This window comes from Hydrogenophaga sp. RAC07, assembly GCF_001713375.1.
GTDB lineage: Bacteria > Pseudomonadota > Gammaproteobacteria > Burkholderiales > Burkholderiaceae_C > Hydrogenophaga.
Genome location: NZ_CP016449.1, coordinates 111,049 through 134,989, shown reverse-complemented (window position 1 = coordinate 134,989; position 23,941 = coordinate 111,049). Strand labels below are relative to the sequence as shown.

Annotated in this window: 24 protein-coding genes; 14 read left to right on the top strand and 10 right to left on the bottom strand. The window is 66.5% G+C overall.

The window, feature by feature from the left end; all coding sequences use genetic code 11:
- Positions 1-73: 73 nt before the first annotated feature.
- The 3 genes from ssb to BSY239_RS00535 all read left to right on the top strand — a co-directional run bounded on the left by ssb (position 74) and on the right by BSY239_RS00535 (position 1,852).
- A complete protein-coding gene (ssb, locus tag BSY239_RS00545; RefSeq protein WP_069045120.1) occupies positions 74-577 on the top strand; it encodes a single-stranded DNA-binding protein in 504 nt (167 codons plus the stop codon).
- 61 nt (positions 578-638) lie between these two features.
- Entirely contained in the window at positions 639-1,298 is a 660-nt protein-coding gene (locus BSY239_RS00540; RefSeq protein WP_069045119.1) for a response regulator, read from the top strand.
- A gap of 140 nt (positions 1,299-1,438) precedes the next feature.
- Positions 1,439-1,852 (top strand): hypothetical protein, encoded by a 414-nt coding sequence (locus BSY239_RS00535; protein ID WP_069045118.1) that lies wholly within the window; start codon positions 1,439-1,441, stop codon positions 1,850-1,852.
- Between the two features lie 104 nt (positions 1,853-1,956).
- Here BSY239_RS00535 and BSY239_RS00530 read toward each other — a convergent pair whose 3' ends face one another.
- Positions 1,957-2,916 carry a hypothetical protein gene (locus BSY239_RS00530; protein ID WP_069045117.1) on the bottom strand — a complete coding sequence of 320 codons (960 nt, stop codon included), beginning with the start codon at positions 2,914-2,916 and terminating at the stop codon, positions 1,957-1,959.
- A 342-nt stretch (positions 2,917-3,258) separates the two neighbouring features.
- Between BSY239_RS00530 and BSY239_RS00525 the strand changes: the two genes are divergently transcribed.
- A complete protein-coding gene (locus BSY239_RS00525) occupies positions 3,259-5,493 on the top strand; it encodes a PAS domain-containing hybrid sensor histidine kinase/response regulator (RefSeq protein WP_172823050.1) in 2,235 nt (744 codons plus the stop codon).
- A gap of 19 nt (positions 5,494-5,512) precedes the next feature.
- On the opposite strand, the gene BSY239_RS00520 is transcribed toward BSY239_RS00525, so the two are convergent.
- Both BSY239_RS00520 and BSY239_RS00515 read right to left on the bottom strand, forming a co-directional pair.
- Positions 5,513-7,438 (bottom strand): MFS transporter, encoded by a 1,926-nt coding sequence (locus tag BSY239_RS00520; protein WP_069045115.1) that lies wholly within the window; start codon positions 7,436-7,438, stop codon positions 5,513-5,515.
- A 32-nt stretch (positions 7,439-7,470) separates the two neighbouring features.
- Complete coding sequence (locus BSY239_RS00515; protein ID WP_083239729.1) at positions 7,471-8,271, bottom strand: hypothetical protein; 801 nt, start codon at positions 8,269-8,271, stop codon at positions 7,471-7,473.
- A gap of 200 nt (positions 8,272-8,471) precedes the next feature.
- On the opposite strand from BSY239_RS00515, the gene BSY239_RS00510 reads away from it, so the two are divergent.
- The gene (locus BSY239_RS00510; RefSeq protein WP_069045114.1) at positions 8,472-9,203 is read left to right on the top strand and encodes a helix-turn-helix domain-containing protein; all 732 of its coding nucleotides are present in this window, start codon (positions 8,472-8,474) and stop codon (positions 9,201-9,203) included.
- 56 nt (positions 9,204-9,259) lie between these two features.
- Entirely contained in the window at positions 9,260-10,006 is a 747-nt protein-coding gene (locus BSY239_RS00505) for a ProQ/FINO family protein (protein ID WP_236944122.1), read from the top strand.
- 15 nt (positions 10,007-10,021) lie between these two features.
- Here BSY239_RS00505 and BSY239_RS00500 read toward each other — a convergent pair whose 3' ends face one another.
- From BSY239_RS00500 to BSY239_RS00490, 3 genes are read right to left on the bottom strand one after another with little or no spacing between them, the layout of a single operon-like run.
- Positions 10,022-11,329 carry an FIST signal transduction protein gene (locus BSY239_RS00500; RefSeq protein ID WP_069045112.1) on the bottom strand — a complete coding sequence of 436 codons (1,308 nt, stop codon included), beginning with the start codon at positions 11,327-11,329 and terminating at the stop codon, positions 10,022-10,024.
- A 30-nt stretch (positions 11,330-11,359) separates the two neighbouring features.
- Complete coding sequence (locus BSY239_RS00495; protein WP_069045111.1) at positions 11,360-12,445, bottom strand: PhaM family polyhydroxyalkanoate granule multifunctional regulatory protein; 1,086 nt, start codon at positions 12,443-12,445, stop codon at positions 11,360-11,362.
- A 47-nt stretch (positions 12,446-12,492) separates the two neighbouring features.
- On the bottom strand, positions 12,493-13,323 hold the full coding sequence (locus tag BSY239_RS00490) for an enoyl-CoA hydratase/isomerase family protein (RefSeq protein ID WP_069048681.1): 831 nt from the start codon (positions 13,321-13,323) through the stop codon (positions 12,493-12,495).
- Positions 13,324-13,495: 172 nt separating this feature from the next.
- Between BSY239_RS00490 and BSY239_RS00485 the strand changes: the two genes are divergently transcribed.
- Positions 13,496-13,852, top strand: a complete 357-nt coding sequence (locus BSY239_RS00485; protein WP_069045110.1) for a TraR/DksA family transcriptional regulator — start codon at positions 13,496-13,498, stop codon at positions 13,850-13,852.
- A 29-nt stretch (positions 13,853-13,881) separates the two neighbouring features.
- Positions 13,882-14,322, top strand: coding sequence for a VOC family protein (locus BSY239_RS00480; protein WP_069045109.1), 441 nt, complete (start codon positions 13,882-13,884; stop codon positions 14,320-14,322).
- Between the two features lie 87 nt (positions 14,323-14,409).
- On the opposite strand, the gene BSY239_RS00475 is transcribed toward BSY239_RS00480, so the two are convergent.
- Entirely contained in the window at positions 14,410-15,417 is a 1,008-nt protein-coding gene (locus tag BSY239_RS00475) for a fumarylacetoacetate hydrolase family protein (protein ID WP_069045108.1), read from the bottom strand.
- Positions 15,418-15,589: 172 nt separating this feature from the next.
- On the opposite strand from BSY239_RS00475, the gene BSY239_RS00470 reads away from it, so the two are divergent.
- The 3 genes from BSY239_RS00470 (at position 15,590) to BSY239_RS00460 (ending at position 18,173) form a co-directional block, all read left to right on the top strand.
- Entirely contained in the window at positions 15,590-16,471 is an 882-nt protein-coding gene (locus BSY239_RS00470; protein WP_069045107.1) for an IclR family transcriptional regulator, read from the top strand.
- Positions 16,468-17,736 (top strand): DUF3108 domain-containing protein, encoded by a 1,269-nt coding sequence (locus tag BSY239_RS00465; protein WP_083239728.1) that lies wholly within the window; start codon positions 16,468-16,470, stop codon positions 17,734-17,736. The genes BSY239_RS00470 and BSY239_RS00465 overlap by 4 nt, the downstream gene beginning before the upstream one ends.
- Before the next feature lie 152 nt (positions 17,737-17,888).
- On the top strand, positions 17,889-18,173 hold the full coding sequence (locus BSY239_RS00460) for a BTH_I0359 family protein (RefSeq protein WP_069045105.1): 285 nt from the start codon (positions 17,889-17,891) through the stop codon (positions 18,171-18,173).
- Positions 18,174-18,231: 58 nt separating this feature from the next.
- Here BSY239_RS00460 and BSY239_RS00455 read toward each other — a convergent pair whose 3' ends face one another.
- The gene (locus BSY239_RS00455; protein WP_335583414.1) at positions 18,232-19,254 is read right to left on the bottom strand and encodes an AbrB family transcriptional regulator; all 1,023 of its coding nucleotides are present in this window, start codon (positions 19,252-19,254) and stop codon (positions 18,232-18,234) included.
- A gap of 121 nt (positions 19,255-19,375) precedes the next feature.
- Between BSY239_RS00455 and BSY239_RS00450 the strand changes: the two genes are divergently transcribed.
- Positions 19,376-20,185: a ChaN family lipoprotein gene (locus tag BSY239_RS00450; RefSeq protein WP_069045103.1), complete on the top strand. Its 810-nt coding sequence runs from the start codon at positions 19,376-19,378 to the stop codon at positions 20,183-20,185.
- A 9-nt stretch (positions 20,186-20,194) separates the two neighbouring features.
- Here BSY239_RS00450 and BSY239_RS00445 read toward each other — a convergent pair whose 3' ends face one another.
- Entirely contained in the window at positions 20,195-21,535 is a 1,341-nt protein-coding gene (locus tag BSY239_RS00445) for an aminotransferase class III-fold pyridoxal phosphate-dependent enzyme (protein ID WP_069045102.1), read from the bottom strand.
- A gap of 121 nt (positions 21,536-21,656) precedes the next feature.
- Here BSY239_RS00445 and purU point away from each other — a divergent pair, with 121 nt between their 5' ends.
- Together purU and BSY239_RS00435 are read left to right on the top strand one after the other, a co-directional pair.
- The gene (gene purU, locus BSY239_RS00440) at positions 21,657-22,505 is read left to right on the top strand and encodes a formyltetrahydrofolate deformylase (protein ID WP_069045101.1); all 849 of its coding nucleotides are present in this window, start codon (positions 21,657-21,659) and stop codon (positions 22,503-22,505) included.
- Positions 22,506-22,620: 115 nt separating this feature from the next.
- Positions 22,621-23,490: a LysR substrate-binding domain-containing protein gene (locus BSY239_RS00435; RefSeq protein WP_069045100.1), complete on the top strand. Its 870-nt coding sequence runs from the start codon at positions 22,621-22,623 to the stop codon at positions 23,488-23,490.
- Here BSY239_RS00435 and BSY239_RS00430 read toward each other — a convergent pair whose 3' ends face one another.
- Positions 23,491-23,913, bottom strand: coding sequence for an Hsp20/alpha crystallin family protein (locus tag BSY239_RS00430; RefSeq protein ID WP_069045099.1), 423 nt, complete (start codon positions 23,911-23,913; stop codon positions 23,491-23,493).
- Positions 23,914-23,941: the final 28 nt, after the last annotated feature.

Genomic DNA, 23,941 nt, shown 5'->3' with positions numbered 1-23,941 from the left:
AGTTGCGGCACAATGACTGACCGTTTTTCGGGCCCGCCCGCACGGGCCGCCCCACTCTCTACAGGACATCACCATGGCATCCGTCAACAAAGTCATCCTCGTCGGCAACTGCGGCCGCGACCCCGAGATCCGTTACCTCCCCTCAGGTCAGGCGGTGGCCAACGTGAGCGTGGCCACGACAAGCCGTCGCAAGGACCGCGCCTCCGGTGAAATGGTCGAGGAAACGCAGTGGCATCGCGTCACGTTCTTCGAGCGGCTGGCCGAGATCGTGGGCGAATATGTCAAGAAGGGCAGCCCCATCTACGTGGAAGGCCGCCTGACCTACCGCAAGTACACCGACAAGGACGGCATCGAGAAGAACGCCACCGACATTGTCGCCAGCGAAATGCAACTGCTCGGTGCGCGCCAGGGCATGGGCGGTGGTGACGAGGGCGGTGGCGGCGGCGGTGGTGGCAGTTATTCGCGCCCGGCGGCTGCACCGCGCGCACCGGCACCCGCCGCGCGACAGGCTCCTGCGGCCGCGCCCGCGCGTCAGTCCAGCGGCTTCGACGACATGGACGACGACATTCCGTTCTGACCCCCACATGCCGAGCCGTTGAAGGACGGCCCGGTGCTCACTCCTCCAACCGAGGCTCACCATGATCAAAGTTGTTGTTGCGGAAGATCATGCGCTGGTTCGACAGGGCATCAGCATGCTGCTGGCAGCCACCGGCGGATTCGAGCTGGTGGCCGAAACCGCGTTGGGCAGCGAGGTCGAGGTGCTGGTGGCCTTTCACTCGCCCGACCTGCTGCTGCTGGACCTCGCGCTTGGCGACAGCTCGGGTATCGAGGTGACCCGCAAGGTGAAGAAGGTTGCGCCCGGCACCAAGGTGTTGATCGTCACCGGCAACGTTTACCCGGGATCGGTGGCCAACGCGTTTGCCGCAGGGGCCGACGGCTTTGTGCTCAAGCACGAACAGGGCTCCGAACTGCTCGAAGCCATCCAGGCGGTGCTGGCGGGCAAGCGCTATGTCAGCCAGCAGGTCTCCAGGAGTCTGGACAACTCAGTCAACGGACGCTCCAGTGGCCATGGCCTGACGCAAACGCTGACCCAACGCGAGCAACAGATCGTCCGCATGATCGCCAAGGGCGGCAGCAATCAGGAAATCGCAGACACCCTGCACATCAGCGTGCTCACAGCGCGCAAACACCGGCAAAACGTGATGCTCAAACTGGGGCTGCACAACGGTGCCGAGATCGCCGCCTATGCCATCCAGTCGGGACTCGCCGCAGCACCCGACGTCGACAGCAACTTGTAGTCCAGGCTGATCAACAGCTCGGTTTTCGCAAAATAGTGCTCATGCATTATTGGGGGTGGGGGTATCCGGGCGAGATACTTCTTCTCATGGTGAACGCATCTTCGGTCACCGAGCCAACCCCCAGAGAAACGAGGCAGATCATGAGCATGGCCGCATTGACGTTGGGAGTCATCAAGCACTTTGGTCGCAAGAACGAGGCAAAGGTGCAGAACGACGATGAAGTCGATTCCGAGATCTTGCCTTCCTCGATTTCGGACGATTACCAGGCACTGATTCAAGACTGCTTTCGGGCTCTGGGCCTTGATGGCGGCCAGGTTCGAGTCATGGTCCGCTCGGTCGGCCTGAACCCCGGCGGCCTGGAGATCTACGCCGCCTTCATCAAGGTGGTCCATTGGGACAACCGGGTGGTGGACTTGCTCGGCAGACTGCCGACGATCGAAAAGAAGATCGATCGTCGCGTGCGCCAGAGTTCGATGTTGCGCTACAGCGCATTTGCGGGTTTGTGGTTTCGTTCACCGGCCAATGCCACAAGCGCGGTCGCCACGATGCACTGAGTCACCCCAGGACAACGGCCAAAACAACAAGGGCCTTGCCGTATCGGCAAGGCCCTTGTTGTTTGGCACAAACAGATCGGCGTGCCGAGGTCTCGCTGTGACGCTCAATGCCAGGTCAATGGCCCGACGAGACCGAACTGTTTTGGCAACAAACCCGCCAACGAATACAGCTGGTGCTTGGCAGCAAGCCTGCGCGCCTGCAGCGCCAGCACGGCGTGCATGCGTCGGCTCTCTTCCAGAATCGCATCGGCGAAGTGAAGGGCACTCCCGGAGCCGTGGCGAAACCCGGTCTCGGCGGTACGACGCAGGGACCGCGCCCTCACAAAACCGGCATGCCCCCGATCCAGGTTGAGGGCAGCGTCCAGATAGGCCTCTCGGGCCGATGCAAAATCCGCAGCCGCCTGGGCTCTGCCTTCCTCCATGCGCGCAATCCACTCACGGAAGCCCTCCGGTCCACGGCCTGGCTCTGTGGTCATCCCGACTTGCCAATCGGCGGCGCGAGCTCGCTGGCGAAGGCTGAAATGCACGTCTGCGTGTGTCAACAGACACGCCTCGGCCAAACGGTCCATTTCGTCGGGCGGAAGTGGTCCCAGGGTATCGACGACCGGCTCCAGTTGTGCAGGCAGCAAGCGCGTGTGCTGGGTGAAGCGCCGACCGATCCGGTTCCACTCCCGCACCGCCTCGGACACCGCCTCGCGCTCGGCCATCAGAAGCGTCGTGATTCGGCGGTGATCGGTTTGGTGCGCCTGCCCGGCTTCCACGCGGGCGGCCACCATCTCGAGCACGGCTTCCAGTTCACGCTGTGTGGATATCGCGTTCTGAAGCTGCAACCGCGCGGTGTCGAGCTGAAGGCAAATGTCCAGCGTGGTTCCGAGGAGTTTGTTCATCCGCCGCAGTGCGGATTCGTCGGTCACGGCCAACGAAGGATCCGGCGGGCTTGCAACGAGCGGGCCTTCCACACGGGACGTCCCCGACGTCGTCGGCAGCGCCGCGCCCGTGTGCGTGGCGCTTCCGCTGCCCTGTTCGAGCACCAGCACATGGCGCAACACCGTGGCAAGCGTCATGGGCTGGTGGGCTTTGCCAGCCCCGCGCTGTGCAGCGGACTCAACCCCACGGGCTTCACCCAACCTGGGGGACGTCGAAACGGCCGGGGACTCCGCTGGAGGCGAAGGGCTGGTAGGGCCGTGTTGCACGGCCGGTGCGGAACGCTCTGTCATGCTCGGCTCTTCCAAACTGGAGTGGTAAGCCTGCAGTCTCTGGGCTGGCGCGTGGCGTCTCAATAATGCCGGGGCAGTATTTTCCGATGGGGCTGTAGCCAACTTCACAGGTCGGCCATGGATTTTTCCAAACACCGCGACTACGATGGGCGCCCTTGGCATCGCCATCGAAGGACACGTCTGGATCCCATGCGAAACCCCGACTCGATTCCCTGGAGCCGACTCCCTGGTCTGTCGGCCGCATTGGGAGACGACGGTGCGCTGCTGGGCGCTTCGCCATCCTTTGTGGAACTCTTTCGCGTGCAAGACGCGCCCGTCCACTGGATTGACCGCCTCACAACGGCATCGCGCGCGCAGCTGACCTCGAGCCTGCAGCGCAAGGCCGACTTCGATGGCCTCATCGAACTGGCGGCAACGCCACCCCGGTGGCTCACATGCAACGCCCACTGGGTACCTGCCCACGGTCACCATGTGTGCCACTTTGCAGACACCACGTCCATCGAAGAAGCTCGCCTGCACGCGAAAACACTGGTGGAGCGCGTCCACCTCATCTTCAAGAAGCTGCCTGTGATGGTGGCCCACTTCGGCCCGCGCCCGCACAACCGTTGTCAGTTTGCCAACCTGCAATTCGCTGCACTTTTCGGGCATGACGAACAGTCGATCATCGGTGTCCCGGCGCTTGATCTCATCGGCAAGAACCTGCGGGAAGCATTGGTACCCTTTCTGCGGCGTACGCTCAGAGAACACGGGCCCGTGACCTTTCCCTTTGAGTTCATCGCCGCCAACGGCATCCCGTTGCGGCTTGAAGTGACCGTGACCTTTTCCGGGGATGCGCGGGACAGCGGCGCCGACAGAGGATTTTTTTACCTGATCTCCGACATCACCGAGCGCCACAAAGCAGAGCTCGCCCTGCGCGAATCCGAAGACCGCTTGTCGCGTTTCATGAATGCCAGCGAAGAGGGCGTGGTGTTCCACCGCGATGGTTTGATCACCGACGCGAACCCGGCCACCAGCCATCTGCTGGAGACACCGTTGCACAAGTTGCTGGGTCGTTCGGTGCTGGAGCTGGTGGCGCCGGAGTACCGGTCGCGCGCGATCACCGTGATCGCCTCTGGTGCAGACGCGGCCTACGAGAGCGAGGTCTTCAACGCCCGCGGCGAACGCATCCCGGTGGAGATCATCGGGCGCTCCATGATGCGCAACGGCGAGCGCCTGCGCATGGCCGTCGTGCGCGACATCCGCGACCGCCGCGAGGCCCAGGCCCGCATCCACGAACTCATCGAAGGCCTGCGCTCCGAGAAAGACAAGGCCGAGGCCGCCGACCGCGCCAAGTCCGTCTTCCTGGCCGCCGCCAGCCACGACCTGCGCCAGCCCATCCACGCACTCAGCCTCTTCCTCACCGCCCTGCGCTCCATGTCCCAGTCCCGCAGCGTGCGCACCGCCGATCTCGCCGAGATCTGCCGGCGCATGCAGGCCTCCCTGGACGGCCTGGGCCAGTTGCTCAACATGCTGCTGGACGTCTCCCGCCTGGACGCCAACGCCGTGCAGGTCGAGCGCGCCCCCACCAGCGCCCAGCGCCTGCTCGAAGAACTCGACCAGGACTTCCACCAGCTCGCCGCCGAGAAGGGCCTGCGCCTGCACGTGGCCCGCTCGCGCCTGTGGGTCGACACCGACCCCACCGTGCTGCGCCGCATCCTCGTCAACCTGGTCTCCAACGCCGTGCGCTACACCTCGCGCGGGCGCGTGCTCATCGGCTGCCGCCTGCGCGGTGCCGAGGTCGAGTTCCAGGTCTGGGACAGCGGCATCGGCATCCCCGCGGAGCAGCGCGAGGCCATCTTTGGCGAGTTCTTCCAGATCGGCCAGGCCCAGGCCGCGGGCCACGAGTCCCATGGCCTGGGCCTGGGCCTGTCCATTGTCAAACGCTCGGCCTTGCTGCTGGGTGCGCCGCTGGACCTGCGCTCCACCCCCGGGCGCGGCTCCATGTTCAGCATCCGCGTGCCGCGCTGCGAAGCCCCAATGCACACCGCCCCCGCCCTGCACGAGCCAGCCTACCCCCAGGCTGCCGCCCGCAAGGGCGTGCTGGTGATCGATGACGACGAGCAAGTGCTCGCCGCCATGCGCAGCGTGCTCGGCGTCTGGGGCCACCACGTCTTCTGCGCCACCTCCCCCGACGAAGCCGTCGTCATGGCCATCTCCCACGCCAGCGACATCGACCTGCTCATCTCCGACTACCGCCTGGGCGGCAACGTCACCGCCATCGACGCCATCCGCGCCGTGCACGCATGCCTTCCTCGCAGCGTGCCCACCTACATCCTCACCGGCGACACCTCTCCACAGCGCATCCTGGAAGCCTCCGAACTCGGCTTCCCGCTCCTGCACAAACCCATCGACGCAATCACCCTGCGTGACATCCTCAAGCTGTGAGCGGCGGCCTCCCGGGTGCTCAGTCGATCAAAGCGCGCACCCGGCCCTGCAGGCTCTCCAGCGTGACCGCCGAAGCCACCTGCGGCTCACCCACCCGAAGGCCGACGCGACTGAACACCCCGCGGCGAAAGGGCCGCACCATGGCCACCGCTTCACCGTTGCGCACCTCGACCCGGCTGAAGTACGAACCCCAGAGGTTGCTCAGCCCCATCGGGATCACGGCGGGCTGCAAACCTTCGCTGGCGGCCATCTCCAGGATCTTCACCACGCCGCCCTTGAACGGTTGCAGCTGGCCGTCGCGTGTGATGCCGCCCTCCGGAAAGATCGCGAGCAACTCGCCGTCGCGCAGCACCGCCACCGCCGCCTCGAACGCCGCCTCGTAGGCCTGCGCATCTTCCTTCTGCGGCGCGATGGGAATCGCCTTGGCGAGCTGGAACAGCCAACCCAGCAAAGGCACCTTGAAGATGCGGTGATCCATCAGGAAGCGGATCGGTCGCGGACTGGCGGCCATGAGCAACACCGCGTCGACAAAGCTCACGTGGTTGCACACCAGCAGTGCCGCGCCCTGCGTGGGAATGTGTTCATCGCCCTGCACCTTGAAGCGGTAGACCAGGCGCGATGCGATCCAGGCCACAAAACGCAGCAGGTATTCGGGCACCAGCATGAAGATGTAGAACGCCACCAACGCGTTGGCCAAGCCCACCAGCAGAAACATCTGCGGGATGGTGAAGCCCACCGAGAGCAAGGCCCCGGCAATCACGGCGCTGGCGATCATGAACAGCGCGTTGAGGATGTTGTTGGCCGCGATGATGCGGGCGCGGTGCGTGGGCAGGCTGCGCATCTGGATCAGCGCGTACATGGGCACGCTGTACAGACCCGCGAACAGGCTGAGCAAGGTGAGGTCGGCCAGCACACGCCAGTGGATCGGCATGGCCATGAATTCGATCAGGCCCAGCGAGCCGGCCGGTGGCAGGCCGCTGGACGCAAAGTGGAGGTCGATCGAGAACACGCTCATGCCGATGGCGCCCAGCGGCACCAGGCCGATCTCCACATGGCGGCGCGAAAGCACCTCGCACAACAGCGAACCGGTGCCGATGCCGATGGAGAACACGATCAGCAGGAGTGAGGCCACCTGCTCGTTGCCGTGCAGCACCTCCTTGGCAAAACTCGGAAACTGGCTGAGGAACACCGCGCCGAAGAACCACATCCAGCTGATGCCCAGCACCGAACGGAACACCACCGTGTTGCCATGCGCCAGCTTCAGGTTGCGCCAGGTCTCGGTGAAGGGGTTCCAGTTGATGGTGAGCCCGGGGTCGGTGGCTGGCGTCGGCGGCACCGCCTGCGCGGTGATGCGGCCGATCAGGGCCAGCGCGACACAGCTGAAACCGACGTGGTGCGCGCCGATCTCGGGCACCGCGATGATCAGACCGCCGGCCAGGTTGCCCAGCAGGATCGCCACAAAGGTGCCCATCTCCACCATGCCGTTGCCCCCCGTGAGTTCACGCTCGCTCAGGTGGTTGGGCAGGTAGGCAAACTTCACCGGACCGAACAGCGTGGAGTGCAGCCCCATCAGGAAGGTGCACAGCAACAAGAGCGGAATGTTCGTGGTGAAGAATGCCCCGGCGGCCAACGCCATGATGCCGATCTCCAGCCGTTTGACGAGGACGATCAGCGTCTTTTTGTCCAGCTTGTCGGCCAGTTGACCGCTGGTGGCCGAGAACAGCAGAAACGGCAGGATGAACAGGGCCCCGATCACCAACCCGGCCAGCGCCGGTGGAAGCCAACTCACCTGCAGCTGGTAAGTGACCAGCACGGTGAATGCGAACTTGAACAGGTTGTCGTTGGCCGCGCCAAGAAACTGCGTCCAGAAGAACGGCGCAAAGCGGCGCTGGCGCAGCAGGGCAAACTGACCACCCTCGGCGGGGTGCGATGGGGACACGGACATGGCTGGCTTCTCCAGAGGTTGTGAGTCGGCTCTCAGCCCATCGCCGCGGGATGGACGGGCGCATTGTCACCGAGCCCACGCCGCCTCAACCCCACCAGTATCGGCAGCGCGGCACAAGCCGCCGCGGCGTGCTTGAGGCTGTGGCCCGACACCCATTCACCCGTGGCGCGGAACACGGCCTCGTCACCGAACTCCAGCAGCTTGGCCACGGCATACCACGCGATCAGGCCAGCCAGTGACACACCGAGGGCGCCTTGCACGGGCCTGCGCGTCGCCGCCCACACCACCAGCCCCATGCCGCCGAACTGCACCACCGCCCAGGGCAGCACATTGCCCTGCAGGTGAGGCAAGACCGCCGAAACCAGCCCCAACACCAACACGGTGGGCAGAAACCAGCGCGCCTCTTGCTGCCCGACTCGCTCGGCCACCGACAGCGTCAACACGCCGCCAAAGGCCACCGCCATGCCCAGGCGATCGATCACCAGCGAGCCGGCGTCGGGCGCCCAGTGGTAGGTGGCCGAGCCCAGGCCCGAGAGGATCAGACCGGCAAAAAAGACACGCAGTGCGTGGCCTGTGGACGGGTCCGGCGTGCGCCCTCGCAAACACCAAAACCCCGCGACGCCAGCGATCACCAGCGGCAGATTGCTCAACACGTCCAGCGTGTTGGGCACGCCCCACCAGCCGCGGGCATCCACGAAGGGGTGTCCGTGCGCATGCAATGGCGCATGCCCCTGCGGGTTGAGCGAGAGGTCCAGCAACGAGGCCACGGTGGGCCCGAGCAGCCACGCGAAGACCCACAGCGTGAGCAGGCTGCCGGCCATCAGGGTGAACACCGCCGGTGAAAAGGGACCGCGAGTCGGGGGAACAGAGAAGACAGGCGAAGTCGGGAACATGTGTCGAACTCCAGATGAACAGCCGCAAACTGGCTGGCGGGAGTGTCTTGCGGCGGCGGCCACAAGGTCTCGAATTCCGATACAGTGACCAATCCATCACGAACAAGTATCGATCAGTGATACCCGATGGGACGACAACCATGAGCACCACCACCGACCTCGTCACCGCCCTCAAGCTGGAACTCAAGGCCGCGCGCATGACCTACGCCGACCTGGCGCAGGCCATGGGCATGGCCGAATCGAGCGTGAAACGCATGTTGGCCAAGGGCGACATGTCGCTGTCCAAGGTGGACGCGATCTGCCGCGCCATGCGGCTGGACTTTGCCGACCTCGCGCGTCGCGTGGCCGACGCCCAGCCCCTCTTGCGCGAAATGACGCAGGAGCAGGAGCGGGCGGTCGTGGCCGACAAGAAGCTGTTGCTGGTGGCCATCTGCGTGCTGAGCCAATGGACGCTGGAGCAGATCACCGCGCGCTACCGCCTGAGCGAAGCCGACTGCGTGAAGAGCCTGGCGCAGCTCGACCGCATCGGCATCATCGAACTGCGCCCGCTCAACCGATACCGGCTCAAGCTGGCCAAGACCTTCCGCTGGCGGCCGCACGGCCCGGTGATGAACTACTTCCGCGACCACGCCCTGCTCGACTACTTTCGCGGCGGCTTTGACGGCACGGGCGAGGGCCTGATGCTGGTGCACGGTTCGGTGAGCCGCACGCTCGCGCCCATGTTCATGGAGCGCTTGCAGCGCGTGGCGCAGGACTTTGCGCAGCAGCACCAGACCGACCAGAAGCTGGCAGAGAAGGACCGCGAGGGCTACACCCTGGTGCTGGCCATGCGCAGCTGGGAATTCGAAGCGTTTGGACAACTGCGGCGCTGATGCAGCCCGGCTGGCATGATGTCGGGCTTTGCTCGACCGCCTGAATGCAGGACACCATGAATCCGAACGCTTCCGAACCCACCGACGCCGCAGCGCCGGCGCCCGCCGAATCCGACACCGGGAACCGCCCACCTGCTCGCGGCGGGCGCAACCGCCGTGGCCCTGCGCCCCAGGGCGCACAGCGCGGCGGTGCCAAACCACCCACCGGCGCCCCTCACCCCATGCTCGACCAGCTGGCGGCGCTGTACCCGGCGCTGTTCGGCGCCGAGTTTCTGCCCATGAAACGCGGCATCTTCCAGGACCTGCTCGAAGCGCACCCCGACACGCTGGACAAGGACGGCCTGAAAGCCGCGCTGGCACTGCACACGCGCTCGACCCGTTACCTCACCGCCGTGGCCAGCGGCCACCCGCGCTGCGACTTGAGCGGCCAGCCGGTGGAAGACCTGGCGCCTGAGCATGTGCACCACGCGCTGGTGGAGGTGTTTCGCCGCCGCCAGGGCCGCGCACCGCAAGACCTGCGGCCCAAACTGCGCCAGCGCATCGAGCAGGCGTTTGAAGCCTCCGGCCTGGGCGCAGAAGCCTACGCTGCGCTGGTGCTGACGCGCGATGAAGCGGTGAACGCGCTGACCCAGGAAGCGCTGGACGCGGTGGTCGCCCGCGCGGCCAAGGACGCGGCGCTGCTGCGCGCGTTTGAAGCCAGCGGCAAAACGGTGGACGAGTTCGCCGAGATGTACGGCATGGGCGGGGCCGACGCGAACCGCACGCTGGAGCGGGCGCGCGCACGCGCCGCCAAACCCGCCTGATCGTCAACGAAGGGTTCAGGCCGCCGGCATGGTGAACACCGTCAGCACGCCGGTGTACCCGTAGAGCCGGTGGTGCGCGATCTCGCCTCCGGCAAAAAAGCCCACCAGCGGAACGTCGCCCAGGGCGCGCCGCACCACCTGCAGCTCGGCGCTCGGGCTGCCGAAATGCGGCCCGCCCCGGCCGGCACAGCTCACGTAGATGGCGCCCGCGATGCGCCGCGCCAGGTGCGGCGAGGCCTCTGCCTCGGCGGCGGTCAGCGCGCTGGCCATGGTCAGGCTGAGCTCTTCGGGCTCGAGTTCTTCGCGCACCTCCGAACACACGCGGATCAGGTCGGCCCGCGCGGCCTGCACGTTGCGTTCGCAAAACGCCAGCCGCGTGCCCTCGGGCACCACATCACCAATGGCCACGCCGCGGCGGCCCGGGTCCAGGCCGATCAGGTGGCGCACCATGACCTCGGCACCGAACTGGCCCCGCAGGTGCGGGCCGCTGGCCGGCAGTTCAACATCCACATCGGGATGCGGCTGCGTGAGGCCCACCAGCGTGGCGCGCAGGCGTGGCATGGCCCGCTCGGGCTGCTCCAGTGAAATCTCGAGTTCGCGCAGCAGCACATCCAGCGCAGGCTCACCATCGAGCTCAAGCACCAGGTTGCCGTCGGACGCAGTGACGGTGCGTTCCTTGTCCACCGGCTGCGCGCCTTGCGTCACGCGCGAAACGATGCCGACGTCAGGCCCGAAGGCCACGCCGCTCAAGCCACCATGAAACACGCCGCTGGACGCCCCCTGCCCGCGCAGGTTGCCCGCGCTGCCAAGCGAGAACTGCACGCTGGTGGCGCGGCTGCCCGCCAAGCCACCAAACACATAGCCGCTGGTGGTGCGGTCGGCCACCTCGGCGATCAACTCGTTGAGTTCGGGCGTGCCGCCGTCGGCGTGCAACAGCGCTGTGTGGGCCACGAAGCCGCCCGATCCGGCCGCGCGTCCGCTCGCCGCGAGCGGCGCCACACCGCTGAACACGCGGTACTGGTCGTGGCTCAGGTCGCACAGCATCACGCACAGGGCGGGTTCGTCGAAATACTCCACGTTGTTCGCCGACACCCCCACCCCCACCGTGCCGGCCCAGTCGGTCACCTCGGGCAGCTCGGCGCTCAGGTGCTCCAAGATAGCCTGGGCGTCAGCCGCGTAGTGGTCGGTGATGTAGAGCAAGGCCAGCGAGGGCGCCTTGGCGTGGTCGGGCAGGGCCATCTGGCCGCGCAGCTGTGCCAGCACCAGGGCGGCGGCCATGCGCCATTGCGGGTGGGTGGCGTGGGCGTGGGGAAAGAGTTTCATCGGAAGTCGACCCGCCAAAAGCGCAAGGGTTCAGCGCCGGCGGTTGGATTTGGCAGCTGCGGTTTTGCGGGCAGCGGGTTTCGGGGATGTGGTCTTGCGGGCGCCGCCTTTTTTGGCAGCGGCTTTGCGTGGGGGTCTGGCCTGCGGCGCAGCAGGCTGCAGTGCGGCAAAGCCGGGGAAAAACGCGGTCGGCATGGTCCAGTCGCCCGCGGCCATGGGTTGCGCCGCGGCAGCGCGGGTCGGCGTCTTGGCCGCTGATGCGCGCGTGGGCGCTTTCTTGGCCGCCGGCCGGGGCGCTGCCTTTTTGGCGGGCGCGGTCACGGCCCTCGCAGCCGCGCGGCCCACGCCGGCGGCTGTGCCCACGTTGCGCGCCACCGAGCCGCCGATGCTGCGCGCGGCCTTGCCGGCCATGCCGGTGGCGGCTTTCACCGCCTGGTCGGTCAGGCCCGAGGCCACCTGGCGCGTGGTGTCCAGCGCGGTCTGTTTGGCCACGTCTTTCATGGCGTTGCCGGCGATCTGCTGGAACTGCTGCGAAATGGCGCCCCACCACTGCATCGGGTCGACCACGCCACCGGTGGCCGGCGGTGCGGCGGCAGCCGTTTTTCGGACCTTGCTGCGCGGTGCCGGCTCCGGCGCTGGTTCTTCCTCTTCTTCCTCTGCGGCCTCATCGGGTTCGGCCACAGGCGCGTTGCCGTAGGTGCGCGGCGGAATCTCGAGCCCCGCGAACTGGGCGGGCGCGGCAGGCGCGGCACCCGTGAAACTGGCCAGCGTGTCGGCCGCCTTGATCTTCAGCGCGTTGGCCACATCGCCCATGCTGAAGTTCATGCTCTTGAGGGTGGAGAGCGTCATCTTCTGCACTTCGAGCGCCTGGATCGTGGCGCCCAGGGCCTTGGAATTCTGGTCGAGCCAGAAATGCACCGCCTTGAGTTCCTCGATGCGTTTTTCCAGGTCTTCCACGTTGAAGGTGGGGGCCACCCAACTGCCCAGGTTGGGCAACTGCGGGATGTTCTGTCCGATGCCCTGGGCCACGCCACCGGCGGCCTGGCCCGCGAGGTTTTGAAGGAACTCGAAGCCGGGCACGAACTTGCCAAAACCACTGCTGGGCGCGTCGCTCATGGGTGTCTCCTGTGGGGGTTCAGGGGCGACTGCCGTGCTGCCGGGTCTCAGCCGTCCACGCCGTAGCGGGGGGCTCGACGTTCACGCAAGGATGCCACACCTTCGCGCACGTCGGGACCGGCAAAACCCATGAATTCCAGTGCGAGCGAGGTGTCGAAGGCAGGCCCGGCCTGGCGCAGCCAGTTGTTGAGCGAATACTTGGTCCAGCGGATCGCGGTCTGGCTGCCGCTGGCCAGCCGGTCGGCCACTTCATAGGCCTTGTCGAGCAACTGGTCTTCCTCCACCGCCAACGACACCAGCCCGATGCGCTCGGCTTCTTCGCCGCTGATGGGGTCGCACAGCAGCAGGTAGTACTTGGCCTTGGCCAGGCCGCACAAAAGTGGCCAGACGATGGCCGCATGATCCCCTGCGGCGACACCCAGGCGTGTGTGGCCGTCGACGATCCTGGCGCTCTTCGCGGCGATCGAGATGTCGGCCAGCAAGCCGGCCACCAGGCCCGCGCCCACGGCCGGGCCGTGCATGGCGCTCACGATGGGTTTGTCGCAGTTGATCACGTTGTAGACCAGGTCGCGCGCCTCCTTCCACACGCGTGTGCGCACCTCGAAGTCGGTCGCCATGTCTTGCACCAGCGCAAGATCACCCCCACCCGAAAAGCCGAGGCCGCTGCCGCGCAGCACAGCGCAACGCACGCTGTCGTCGCGTCCCACGTCGCGCCAGATCTCGCTCAGTTCCCAGTGGCCCTCATGGCCGGCGGTGGGCAGCTTGCCGTTGCCGCCGGGTCCGTCGGCGCGCATGCGGATGTCGAGCACGGAGGGCACACCGTCCACGTCGGGTCCTCGGCGGGTGATGTCCAGGGTCTGGTAGCGGCTGTAATCCACGGTGGTCATCAGGGTCTCCTCGGGGAATCGGGTTATGAATCAGGGGTACGTTGCGCACCCTTCCAGCCGGTCGATTGTGATTGACGTGCATCAAGGCGGGCGGGCGCTGAAAGGCGCAACATGAAACATGCACAAGGTCATCACACGGCCTGCATTTCTTGAGGAGAACCGAATGACCGCCCACATATCCGACACCTTCACCGCCCAGCTTCAGGAGATGCGCACCGACTTGCTCGCCCAGTTGCGCGCCCAGCACGGCGGGGCCATGAGCCGGGCGGAATCGGCGGCCGAAGCGCTCGGCAATGGCAGCGACGACCAAGCCCAGGCCAACACCGAGCGCGAGCTGAGCTTTGCACTGGAGGAGCGCGAGTCGGCCGAACTGATCGAGATCGACGCCGCGCTCAAGCGCATCGCCGACGGCAGCTTTGGTCTGTGTGTCGATTGCGGTGTGTCCATCCCCGCCGCACGACTGCATGCCAACCCCACGGCCATGCGCTGTATTGACTGCCAGACCAAGGCGGAGCACTGAGGCCTGCCGCGACTGGGTATGCTGACGGCATGAACGACCCAGCCACCACACTGTCCACCCGAAGCCTGTTCCATTTCGCCTTCCATGTGACCGACCTGATGGAGGCGCGCCGCTTCTACGGCGGTGTGCTCGCTTGCACCGAGGGGCGCAGCACCGACACCTGGGTCGACTTTGACTTCTTCAGCCACCAGATCTCGCTGCACCTGGGCGAACCGTTCAAGACCACGCGCACCGGGCGTGTGGGCGAGCACCTGGTGCCCATGCCGCACTTCGGTCTGGTGTTGTTGCTGCCCGAATGGAAAGCGCTCGCCGAACGCCTCGAGCAAGCCGGTGTCGAGTTCGTGCTGCCGCCCCAGGTGCGCTTTGAAGGGCAACCAGGCGAGCAATGGACGATGTTCTTCTGCGACCCCTTCGGCAACCCGATCGAGGTCAAGGGGTTTGCTTCGCTCGACGCGGTTTACGCCAGCTGACTGACTCCCCCCGCCGCGCTGCGCGCGACCCCTCCAGGGGCGGCACTGGCGGCCCGGCAAAGCCGGTTCCGCGGTGCCCTGGGATGGTCATGCCAGCGGTGAAATCTTCTGGTCGATCGCACCGAAGATGCTCTGACCGTCCTTGCCCTTCATCTCGATGCGGATGGTGTCGCCGAACTTCATGAAGGCGGTGGATGGCTGGCCATCAAGGATGGTTTCGATCGCGCGCTTCTCGGCGATGCAGCTGTAGCCCTTGGGCCATTCCTTGCGGCCGTCCACCTCCACGCTCTTGTTGCTCACCGTGCCGCTGCCCACGATGGAGCCGGCGCGCACGTTGCGCGTCTTGCAGATGTGGGCGATCAGTTGCCCGAAGTGGAAGGTCATCTCGGGGCCGGCTTCGCACATGCCGACCTTGCGGCCGTTCCAGGTGCTTTGCAGCGTGAGGTGCACACGCCCACCCTGCCAGGCGTCGCCCAGCTCGTCGGGCGTGATGGCCACCGGGCTGAACGCCGTGGCCGGTTTGCTCTGGAAGAATCCGAAGCCCTTGGCGAGCTCGGCCGGGATCAGGTTGCGCAGCGAGACGTCGTTGGCCAGCATCAGCAGGCGGATGCCGTCCAGCGCCTGCTCGGGTGTGGCTCTCATGGGCACATCTCCGGTCACCACCGCGATCTCGGCCTCGAAGTCGATGCCGAAGTCTTCGCTGGCCACCACCACGTCGTCGACAGGCCCGATGAAGTCGTCGCTGCCGCCCTGGTACATCAGCGGGTCGGTGTAAAACGACTGCGGCACCTCGCTGCTGCGCGCCGCGCGCACCAGCTCCACATGGTTGATGTAGGCCGAGCCGTCGGCCCACTGGTAAGCGCGGGGCAGCGGCGCCATGCACATGGCTGGATCGAAAGGAAACGCGTGGCGCGCCTTGCCCTGGTTGAGGGTCACGTAGAGGTCGTGCAGTTGGGGACTGATGAAGTTCCAGTCGTCCAGGGCCTGCTGCAATTTGTGCGCGATGCCGGTCGCATAATGCGCCGTGCTCAGGTCGCGCGAGACCACAACGAGCTGTCCGTCGCGTGAGCCGTCTTTGTAGGTGGCGAGTTTCATCAGAGTCTCCTGCTGGTTGCGTTGAAGTTTGGCCGGTGGTTACGTTTAGTGAAATCGATTAACCTATTCGTAAACTAGGATTCTAGGCGATGACCTGCCAAGCCGGGTGGCAAGGCACACATTGTGTTGAACCTGTTCGCCCGCCGACCGTCTTACCTGCTCAACGTCGCCCATGTCCACCACCCAACCCAACGCCCTCCTGCCCCCCACCGCCCCGGAAACGGACGAGGACGAGCCGCAACGCGCGGGCATCCAGTCGGTGGAGGTGGGCTTCGAGTTGCTCAACGCCTTGTCCGAAGCGCCGGGCGCGCTGATGTTGCGAGACCTTGCTGCAGCCGCCGGCATGAGCGCGGCCAAGGCGCACCGCTACCTGGTGAGCTTCCAGCGCATGGGCCTGGTGGTGCAGGACCCCGTGAGCACCCGCTACGACCTCGGCCCGGCGGCGTTGCGCCTGGGCCTGGCCAGCCTCTCGCGCATCGACGCGGTGAAGCTGGCGCGCGAGCGCATGGACTCCTTGATCAGCAAGACTGGCCACACGCTGGCCATTGCGGTGTGGGGCAACCAGGGACCGACCATGGTGCACTGGATCGAAGCCCCCCAGACCGTGCCGGTCACGCTGCGCCTGGGCGACGTGATGCCATTGCTCACTTCGGCCACAGGCCGTTGTTTTGCCGCCTTCATGGGTGACGAAGGGCGGGACGCCCAGCGCATCGGCCCCATGGTGCGCGACGAACTGGCCCGCCTGAAAAAACTCCCGCGCAGCGGCCTGCCGCTGGTGGATGTGCCGCACAGCCCTCAAGAGGTGCAGGCGCTGATGGACGAGACACGGCGTCGCGGCCTCGCGCGTGTGGTGCACAGCTTGCTGCCCGGTGTGGGGGGGTTCTGTGCGCCGGTGTTCGACGCGCAAGGTCGCCTGGCACTGGGCCTGGTGGTGCTGGGCTCGGTGGCCACGCTGGACACCGAGTGGACGAGCGCCCCGGCCGCCGCCGTGCTCCAGTGCGCCCACCAGCTCAGCGCCGACCTCGGCTACCGACCGCCCGCCCAGAGCCCATGAGGCCTGCGCGCACTCCCGCCCCGGCACCGCGCTGGCCCATCCTGCTGGCGCTGGTGGCCACCGTGGCGGGCGTGCACCTGGCGCTGCTGCTGGGACCGGTGTCATGGAGTTCGGCCACTGCGTCGGCGCCTGTGCTGCCCACTGCGACCGCCGCACAGGCGAGCGCTCATGGCGACCGTGCAATGCCAGCGCCCGAGACATCGCATCTGCCGGCGACGCGCGTGAGCACCGTGCGCTGGATCGTGCCGGCAAAGGCTGCGGAACCCGCTGCTGCACGCGCGAAACCGACGCGCGCAGCAGCCCCGATCCCGATCCCGATCCCGGCCCCGACCCTGGCCCCGACATCCAGTCGCGAAGTGCCGGCCGAACCACCACCGTTGCTCGTTGAAGTGACACCCGACGTGGCGCCAACGGCGTTGAGCGATGAACGGCCCAACGCGGACATCGCACCCGCCGAGGCGGAGGCCGTGGCAGGGGCGGAAGTTGCCACGACCGACCCCACGCCCGAACCGGCGCCAGCGCTCGAAACCACAGCGAACGACGAACCGGCTTTGGCTCCTGACGACGAGCTGCTGGCCGCCGCAGGCGTGAAGAAGCGCGCGTCGCCCCCCGCCACCCGCACCCTTCCCCCGGCCCAGCCGCCCGCCAGCACACGGCTCGACTACGCCGTGACCGGCCGCATCAAGGGTATTTCGTACAACGCGGAGGGCCAGTTGGACTGGACGGTGGCTGAAGGCCGTTACAGCGCCCGCATGGAGATGAAGGTGTTCCTGCTGGGCAGCCGGGTGCAGACCAGCACGGGCAAGGTGGGCCCCGCCGGCCTGAGCCCCGAGCGCTTCGCCGACAAGAGCCGAAGCGAAAAAGCCGCCCACTTCGACGCCCAAACCAACCGCATCCGCTTCAGCAACAACGCACCCGAGGCCGTGTTGCTGCCCGGCGCGCAGGACCGCCTGAGCCTGTTTCTGCAGATCGCCGGCCTGCTGCAGGCCAGACCGCAGGCCTACGCCAGCGGGCAGACCATCGAGATGCCCGTGGTCGGCACCGGCGACGCCGACATCTGGCGGTTTGCGGTGGGCGATGAAGCCACGTTGTCGCTGCCCGCGGGCGAGATGCGCGCCAGGTTGATCAAACGCCTGCCGCGCAAGGAATTCGACAGCACGGTGGAGATGTGGCTGGCGCCCGAGCTGCAACACCTGCCGGTGCGCCTGCGGGTGACCCAGGCCAACGGCGACGTGGCCGACCAGCAGCTCAGCCGGATGCCGTAGTCCTTGGGCCTCATTTGTGCCGAAAAACACACGCCTCTTGAAATGAGACGGAACGTTGCCACGTAAAGAGCACTCAGAACTTCAAGTCGGCCCGTTTTTGCCGATATAAGTGATACCGGAAGCCGGCTTTTGCAACACAAGGAATTTCAGTCATGAACATGCTCTACGACTCGGATGCCTTCGCTGTGGTCCACATCCTGGCCAACGCACCCGCCGAAGGTGAAGACACTTCCGCACAAGGTCCTCAGATCCCGCGGCACGGCTTCGAGATCGTGGACAAGCGCTCGGGCAAAGAGGTATATCTCGACGGCTCCTGGGCCGAGATGTTCCAGATCCAGATCACCGCCTGGCAGCAAAGCACCCCTTCGCAGGAAGAGGTGGAAGACACGCTGGAAGGTTATGCCGAGCTGGCCCAGATGCCGGTGGTCATGCACTGAAAGCGTCCCACGCTTGCTCCGACAGCCCGGCTTGTCCGGGCTTTTTCACGTCCGGCCTTCACGTCTGACGGTATCGCCAGCGGTACACCGGCTCCGCCAGCACCAGCACCGCCACCAGGCGGCAGACCTGGAACGCCGTGACCACGGGCACGCCCAGTTGCAACACCTTGGCGGTGATGGCCATCTCGGCAATGCCGCCGGGCGCGGTGCCGAGCAACAGCGTGGCGGGGTGCAGGCCGGTGGCCTTGGACAAGAGCCATCCAAAGAGCGCACAGATGCCCATCATGAAAAAGCTGGCGAAGGCCACCGAGGCCAGCCAGCGCGGTGCCGTGCGCACGAACGCCGGCGTGAAGCGCACGCCCAGGCTCACGCCGATGACGAGCTGGGCCGCGTTTGAAAGCGGCTGCGGAATGGCGGACAGGCTCACGCCCGAGAGCGTGACCACCATGGTGACCACCAGGGCACCCATGAACCACGGATTGGCGCGGCCCAACCACTGCATGAACAGCGCACCCACCAGCGTGAGGCCGGCGAGCATCAGCAGGCCGGAGACCTGCACCTCGCGCAGACCCAAGGTGAGCGTGTCCAGCCCATTCACGCCCCAGAACTGCAGCGCAAACGGAATGGTCAGCGTGACCAGCAACACCCGCAGGCTGTGCGCAGCGGCCACCAGATCGGTGCGGGCGCCTTGGCGTTCGGCGATCAACGTCATCTCCGACGCTCCACCGATGGCCCCGGCGAAGTAGGTGGTGCTGAGCAACTGCGCGGGTGACAGGTGGGCCAGATGCCCGGCGTGCAGCCGGCGCAACCACGCGCCAAAGCCCAGGCCCAGCAGCAGCGCCCAGGTAATGCCCAGCGCAATGGCCCACCACAGGCTGGCCACCAGCGCGCCCACGGCGGGCGTGAAATACAGCCCGAGCGCGGTGCCGATCACCCATTGCCCGCTGTTGCGAAACGGCGTCCAGCTCTCGGTGGGCGCACCCAGCACCGAGACCAGCGAGGTCGCCAGCAGCGGGCCGATCATCCAGGGGATGGGCGTGCGCAGCCACACGCACAGGAGCGCAGCCGCCAGTGCAAGCAACAGGGTGAGGAGAACGCGCGGCCACGAAACGGGGCCGAAAGAGGCAAAGGCAGGCAAGGGAGGCACTCGGGTACGGATGTGAAGCACCTGCCCAGCGCGGCAGGCCGCTTAGTATCCGTGGATGAACTGTCGATCTGCTGTCTCCCTGGCTTTGAGCGTGGCGCTGCTGGCCGCCTGCGCCCATCCAACGCCTGCGTCCGTGCCCGCCTTGCTGGCCGGTGTGATGCCCACACCCGTCCTCATGCTCGGCGAACAGCACGACGCGCCCGAACACCAGGCGCTACAGCGCGACGTGGTACAGGCCCTGGCGGCGCGCGGGCAGCTGGGGGCGCTGGTGATGGAAATGGCCGAACAAGGCCGCCAGACCACCGGCCTGCCCGTCGACGCCAGCGAAGCGCGCGTGCGCGAGGCGCTGAACTGGACCGACCAGGGTGGATGGCCCTGGCCGGCATACAGCGCCGTGGTGATGGCCGCGGTGCGCGCCGGCGTGCCGGTGCTGGGGGGTGACCTGCCGCGCAGCCAGATGACCCCCGCCATGGCCACCGATGCGCTGGAAAGCCGCATCGGCAGCGCGGCCCTGCAGGAGCAGCGTCAGGGCATCCGCGAAGGCCACTGCGACCTGCTGCCCGAGAGCCAGATCGGCCCGATGACCCGCATTCAACTCGCACGCGACGACACCATGGCCCGAACCGTGGTGGCCACCGTGGAGAAGGCCGGCGCGGGCAAGACGGTGGTGCTGGTGGCCGGCAACGGCCATGTGCGGCGCGACCTGGGTGTGCCGCTGTACCTGCCCAAAACACTGGGCCACCGCGTCGTGATGGCCCAGGCGGGTGCCGCCAAGACAGCTCCGCCGGCCGATGCCGTGTGGCCCACGCCCGCACGGCCACCGCGCGACCACTGCGCCGAACTGCGTCAGCAGTTCAAGCGCTGAAGAGCACGCTCAAGCTGCGCGCTTGATGGCGTCGGCGAGCGTGCCGACCATCGTTTCGATCTGGGATTTCTCGACGATGTAGGGCGGTGCGAACACCAGGTTCTCGCCTGCGTTGCGCACCAGCACGCCACGGTGGTAGCAGTCCATGAACACATCGAAGGCGCGTTTGCCCGGCAGCCCGGCGATGGGGGCCAGCTCGACCGCCGCGGCCAAGCCCAGGCTGCGGATGCCGATCACGTTGGGCAGACCCATGAGCGCAGCGTGCATCGCGTCGCCCAGCACCGGGCCCATCGCGCCGGCGCGCTTGAAGAGGTCTTCTTCGCGGAACAGATCGAGCGTGGCAATGGCCGCCGCGCAGGCCACCGGGTGCCCCGAGTAGGTGTAGCCGTGGAAGAACTCGATGGCGTGCTCCGGCGCGCTGCCGTGTGCGCCCATCATGGACTCGTAGATGCGGTCGGTGCAGACCACGCCACCCAGCGGGAACACGCCGTTGGTCACGGCCTTGGCGAAGTTCAACATGTCGGGCTGCACGCCGTAGTAGTCCGACGCGAAGGCCGTGCCCAGACGGCCGAAGCCGGTGATGACCTCGTCGAAGATCAGCAGGATGCCGTGCTTGTCGCAGATCTCGCGCAGCCGTTTCAGGTAGCCCTGCGGCGGCACGTACCAGCCCGCGCTGCCGGCCACCGGCTCGACGATCACGGCCGCGATGTTGCTCGGATCGTGCAGCGGCAGGATGCGGTTCTCCAGCTCCAGCAGCAGGTCTTCGTCCCACACCGGTTCGGTGTTGTGGATGTAGGCGTGCTTGACCGGGTCGTGGATGAAACGCAGGTGGTCCACGCGCGGCAGCAGGCTGGTGCCGTAGACCTTGCGGTTGGCCGGAATGCCCCCCACCGACATGCCGCCGAAGCCCACACCGTGGTAGCCGCGCTCGCGGCCGATGAAGATGTTGCGGTGGCCTTCGCCGCGCGCGCGGTGGTAGGCCAGAGCCACCTTCATCGAGGTGTCGGCCGCCTCCGAGCCCGAATTGCAGAACAGCACCTTGTTGAGGTCGCCCGGCGCCATGGCGGCGATCATTTCAGCCGCGCGAAAGGCCTTGTCGTTGCTCACGCTGAAGGCGGTGGCGTAGTCCAGCGTGTCGAGCTGCTTCTTGATCGCTTCGTTGATGGGCTTGCGGTTGTGGCCCGCGCCCACGCACCACAGGCTGGAAATGCCGTCGATGACCTGGCGGCCGTCGTGCGTGGTGAAGTGCATGCCGTCGGCCGCCACGAAGATGCGTGGATCCTTGGCGAAGCTGCGGTTGGGGGTGAAGGGCAACCACTGGTTGTCCATGCGAAGGTCGTTGTAGGCCATGGCGGCATCTCCGGCACTGATGAGAAGCCGGAATTGTGGCACCGGCTTCGTCCCGCAGGGGCTCCACTGCCAAGGCCCCGCGCAGGCCCACCGCTGCCCTTGCTGCGACAATCGCCCGGCCATGAACCACACCTATGTCCTCACCCTGTCCTGCCAGGACCGCCCCGGCATCGTGCACGCCGTCTCCGGTTTCTTGTTCGAGCACGGCGGCAACATCGAAGAAGCCGCGCAGTACAACGACCACGACACCGGCCTGTTCTTCATGCGCGTGCAGTTCGCCTGCGCCCAGCTCACACAAGACGATCTGCGGCTGCGCCTGAAGCTGTTTGCCGAGCCCTTCGGCATGCAGTGGAGCCTGCACCCGCTGGCCGAGCCGGTGCGCACCGTGATCTTCGTCAGCAAGGAAGGCCACTGCCTCAACGATCTGATGTTCCGCTGGAAAAGCGGCCTGCTGCCGCTGGACATCCGCGCCATCATCAGCAACCACCGCGAGTTCTACCAACTCGCCGCCAGCTACAACGTGCCGTTCCACCACATCCCGGTGACCGCGTCCACCAAGGCGCAGGCCGAAGCGAAGCAGCTCGACATCATCCGCAGCGAAGGCGCCGAACTCGTGGTGCTGGCGCGCTACATGCAGGTGCTGAGCAACGAGCTGTGCCGCGAACTCGCGGGCAAGGCGATCAACATCCACCACAGCTTCCTGCCCAGCTTCAAGGGCGCCAAGCCCTACTACCAGGCGCACGACCGTGGCGTGAAACTGATCGGCGCCACCGCCCACTACGTCACGGCCGACCTCGACGAAGGTCCGATCATCGAACAGGACGTGGCCCGCGTGGACCACACCGACACGGTGGAAGACCTCACCGCGCGCGGCCGCGACACCGAGAGCCAGGTGCTGGCGCGGGCGGTGAAGTGGCACAGCGAGCACCGGGTTTTGCTCAACGGACACAAGACCGTCGTCTTCAAATGAACATGGCCCCCACGCTCCGCCGCTGCGCGGGTCGCTGCCCCCCGGGGGGGCTGAGCCGCCTTGGGAGCGGCCCGGCGGCGTCTCGCCCGTCTCGCCGCCTGCAGCGTCGACGCACATGACCATCCGGATCCCGCCGATCCAGTGCCTGCTCACCTTCGAGGCGCTGGCGCGCCTGCGCAGCGTGACGCAGACGGCGGACGAATTGAATGTGACGCCCAGCGCGGTGAGCCACCGCATCAAGCAGCTGGAGCAGATCCTGGGCACCAAGCTCTTCGGGCGAGCCGATTTTTCCCTCACCACCGAAGGCAGTGAGTACCTGGCCCATGTGCGCGACGGCCTGGCCACACTTCAGAAGTTTCCAAGCAACGCCGCCACGCCCGGGCGGCGCAAGCTGCGGGTGGCGGTCACGCCCACGTTTGCGCGCTCGGTGTTGCTGCCGCGCCTCAAGCAGTTCAGCGATGCCTATCCCGAGATCGACCTCACGCTGCAGGTGAGCATTCCGCTGCTGGACGTGGTGGCCGAAGATGCCGAACTCATGGTGCGTTTCGGCACCGGGCGCTACGCCGACGTGGAACACGTCTGCCTCATGAAAGACGAGGTGACGCCGCTGGCCTCACCGGCCTTCGTGCGCGAGCATGGGCCGTTCGACACGGCGCAAGACCTCGAAGGCGTGCCGCTGCTGCGCAGCCCGCTCGAACCCTGGCGCACCTGGTTCGCAGCGCACGACCTCGACTGGCCCGAACCCAACGAGGGCTCGCAGTTCAACGACATCGGCCTCATGTGCGACGGCGCCGCCGCCGGCATGGGCGTGGCCCTGGTGCGGCTCAAGCTGGCCGCACCGTGGCTGGAACACGGCACGCTCGTGCCGCTGTACAGCCGCCACGTGCCCAGCCCGCACGCGCACTACCTGTGCTGGCGCACCGGCACCATGGACCGCTGGGAGTGCGCGGCGTTCACCGAGTGGCTCAAGAAGGCCGTCAGTTGATCACTCGATGGTCAAGCGCTGGCCTGCAGCCGGCAGTTTTTTCGGCAGTGTCAGCTGCAACACACCGTTCTCGTACTTCGCCTTCGACGTCGCGTTGTCGATGTCCTGCGGCAGCTGGAAGCTGCGCGACACGGCGCCGTAGTAGCGCTCGCTGCGCAGCAGCTTTTCGCCCTCGGACTGGCTGTCCTGCTGGCGAATCTCGGCGCGCAGAGTGACCACCGGGCCGTCGATGGTGACCTCGATGTCCTCACGCGACACGCCTGGCACCTCGGCTTCCACCGCATAAGCCTCGGGCGTTTCCTTCACGTCGATCCTGATCTGCGCGGGCAAGCCCTCGCCGTGCAGGGGCTTGACGTAAAAGCCGGGCGCGACGTCCTTGAAAAAGTCATCGAACAGGTTGCTGCGGGCAATCAAACGGTTCATGGCAGATGCTCCTGAAAAGGGATTGAAC

What these genes read in the sequence shown, in the direction of transcription:
- ssb (WP_069045120.1), top strand. Translation starts at nt 74, where the DNA reads ATGGCATCCGTCAACAAAGTCATCCTCGTCGGCAACTGCGGCCGCGAC.
- BSY239_RS00540 (WP_069045119.1), top strand. Translation starts at nt 639, where the DNA reads ATGATCAAAGTTGTTGTTGCGGAAGATCATGCGCTGGTTCGACAGGGC.
- BSY239_RS00535 (WP_069045118.1), top strand. Translation starts at nt 1,439, where the DNA reads ATGAGCATGGCCGCATTGACGTTGGGAGTCATCAAGCACTTTGGTCGC.
- BSY239_RS00530 (WP_069045117.1), bottom strand. Translation starts at nt 2,916, where the DNA reads ATGACGCTTGCCACGGTGTTGCGCCATGTGCTGGTGCTCGAACAGGGC.
- BSY239_RS00525 (WP_172823050.1), top strand. Translation starts at nt 3,259, where the DNA reads ATGCGAAACCCCGACTCGATTCCCTGGAGCCGACTCCCTGGTCTGTCG.
- BSY239_RS00520 (WP_069045115.1), bottom strand. Translation starts at nt 7,438, where the DNA reads ATGTCCGTGTCCCCATCGCACCCCGCCGAGGGTGGTCAGTTTGCCCTG.
- BSY239_RS00510 (WP_069045114.1), top strand. Translation starts at nt 8,472, where the DNA reads ATGAGCACCACCACCGACCTCGTCACCGCCCTCAAGCTGGAACTCAAG.
- BSY239_RS00505 (WP_236944122.1), top strand. Translation starts at nt 9,260, where the DNA reads ATGAATCCGAACGCTTCCGAACCCACCGACGCCGCAGCGCCGGCGCCC.
- BSY239_RS00500 (WP_069045112.1), bottom strand. Translation starts at nt 11,329, where the DNA reads ATGAAACTCTTTCCCCACGCCCACGCCACCCACCCGCAATGGCGCATG.
- BSY239_RS00495 (WP_069045111.1), bottom strand. Translation starts at nt 12,445, where the DNA reads ATGAGCGACGCGCCCAGCAGTGGTTTTGGCAAGTTCGTGCCCGGCTTC.
- BSY239_RS00485 (WP_069045110.1), top strand. Translation starts at nt 13,496, where the DNA reads ATGACCGCCCACATATCCGACACCTTCACCGCCCAGCTTCAGGAGATG.
- BSY239_RS00480 (WP_069045109.1), top strand. Translation starts at nt 13,882, where the DNA reads ATGAACGACCCAGCCACCACACTGTCCACCCGAAGCCTGTTCCATTTC.
- BSY239_RS00475 (WP_069045108.1), bottom strand. Translation starts at nt 15,417, where the DNA reads ATGAAACTCGCCACCTACAAAGACGGCTCACGCGACGGACAGCTCGTT.
- BSY239_RS00470 (WP_069045107.1), top strand. Translation starts at nt 15,590, where the DNA reads ATGTCCACCACCCAACCCAACGCCCTCCTGCCCCCCACCGCCCCGGAA.
- BSY239_RS00465 (WP_083239728.1), top strand. Translation starts at nt 16,468, where the DNA reads ATGAGGCCTGCGCGCACTCCCGCCCCGGCACCGCGCTGGCCCATCCTG.
- BSY239_RS00460 (WP_069045105.1), top strand. Translation starts at nt 17,889, where the DNA reads ATGAACATGCTCTACGACTCGGATGCCTTCGCTGTGGTCCACATCCTG.
- BSY239_RS00450 (WP_069045103.1), top strand. Translation starts at nt 19,376, where the DNA reads ATGAACTGTCGATCTGCTGTCTCCCTGGCTTTGAGCGTGGCGCTGCTG.
- BSY239_RS00445 (WP_069045102.1), bottom strand. Translation starts at nt 21,535, where the DNA reads ATGGCCTACAACGACCTTCGCATGGACAACCAGTGGTTGCCCTTCACC.
- purU (WP_069045101.1), top strand. Translation starts at nt 21,657, where the DNA reads ATGAACCACACCTATGTCCTCACCCTGTCCTGCCAGGACCGCCCCGGC.
- BSY239_RS00435 (WP_069045100.1), top strand. Translation starts at nt 22,621, where the DNA reads ATGACCATCCGGATCCCGCCGATCCAGTGCCTGCTCACCTTCGAGGCG.
- BSY239_RS00430 (WP_069045099.1), bottom strand. Translation starts at nt 23,913, where the DNA reads ATGAACCGTTTGATTGCCCGCAGCAACCTGTTCGATGACTTTTTCAAG.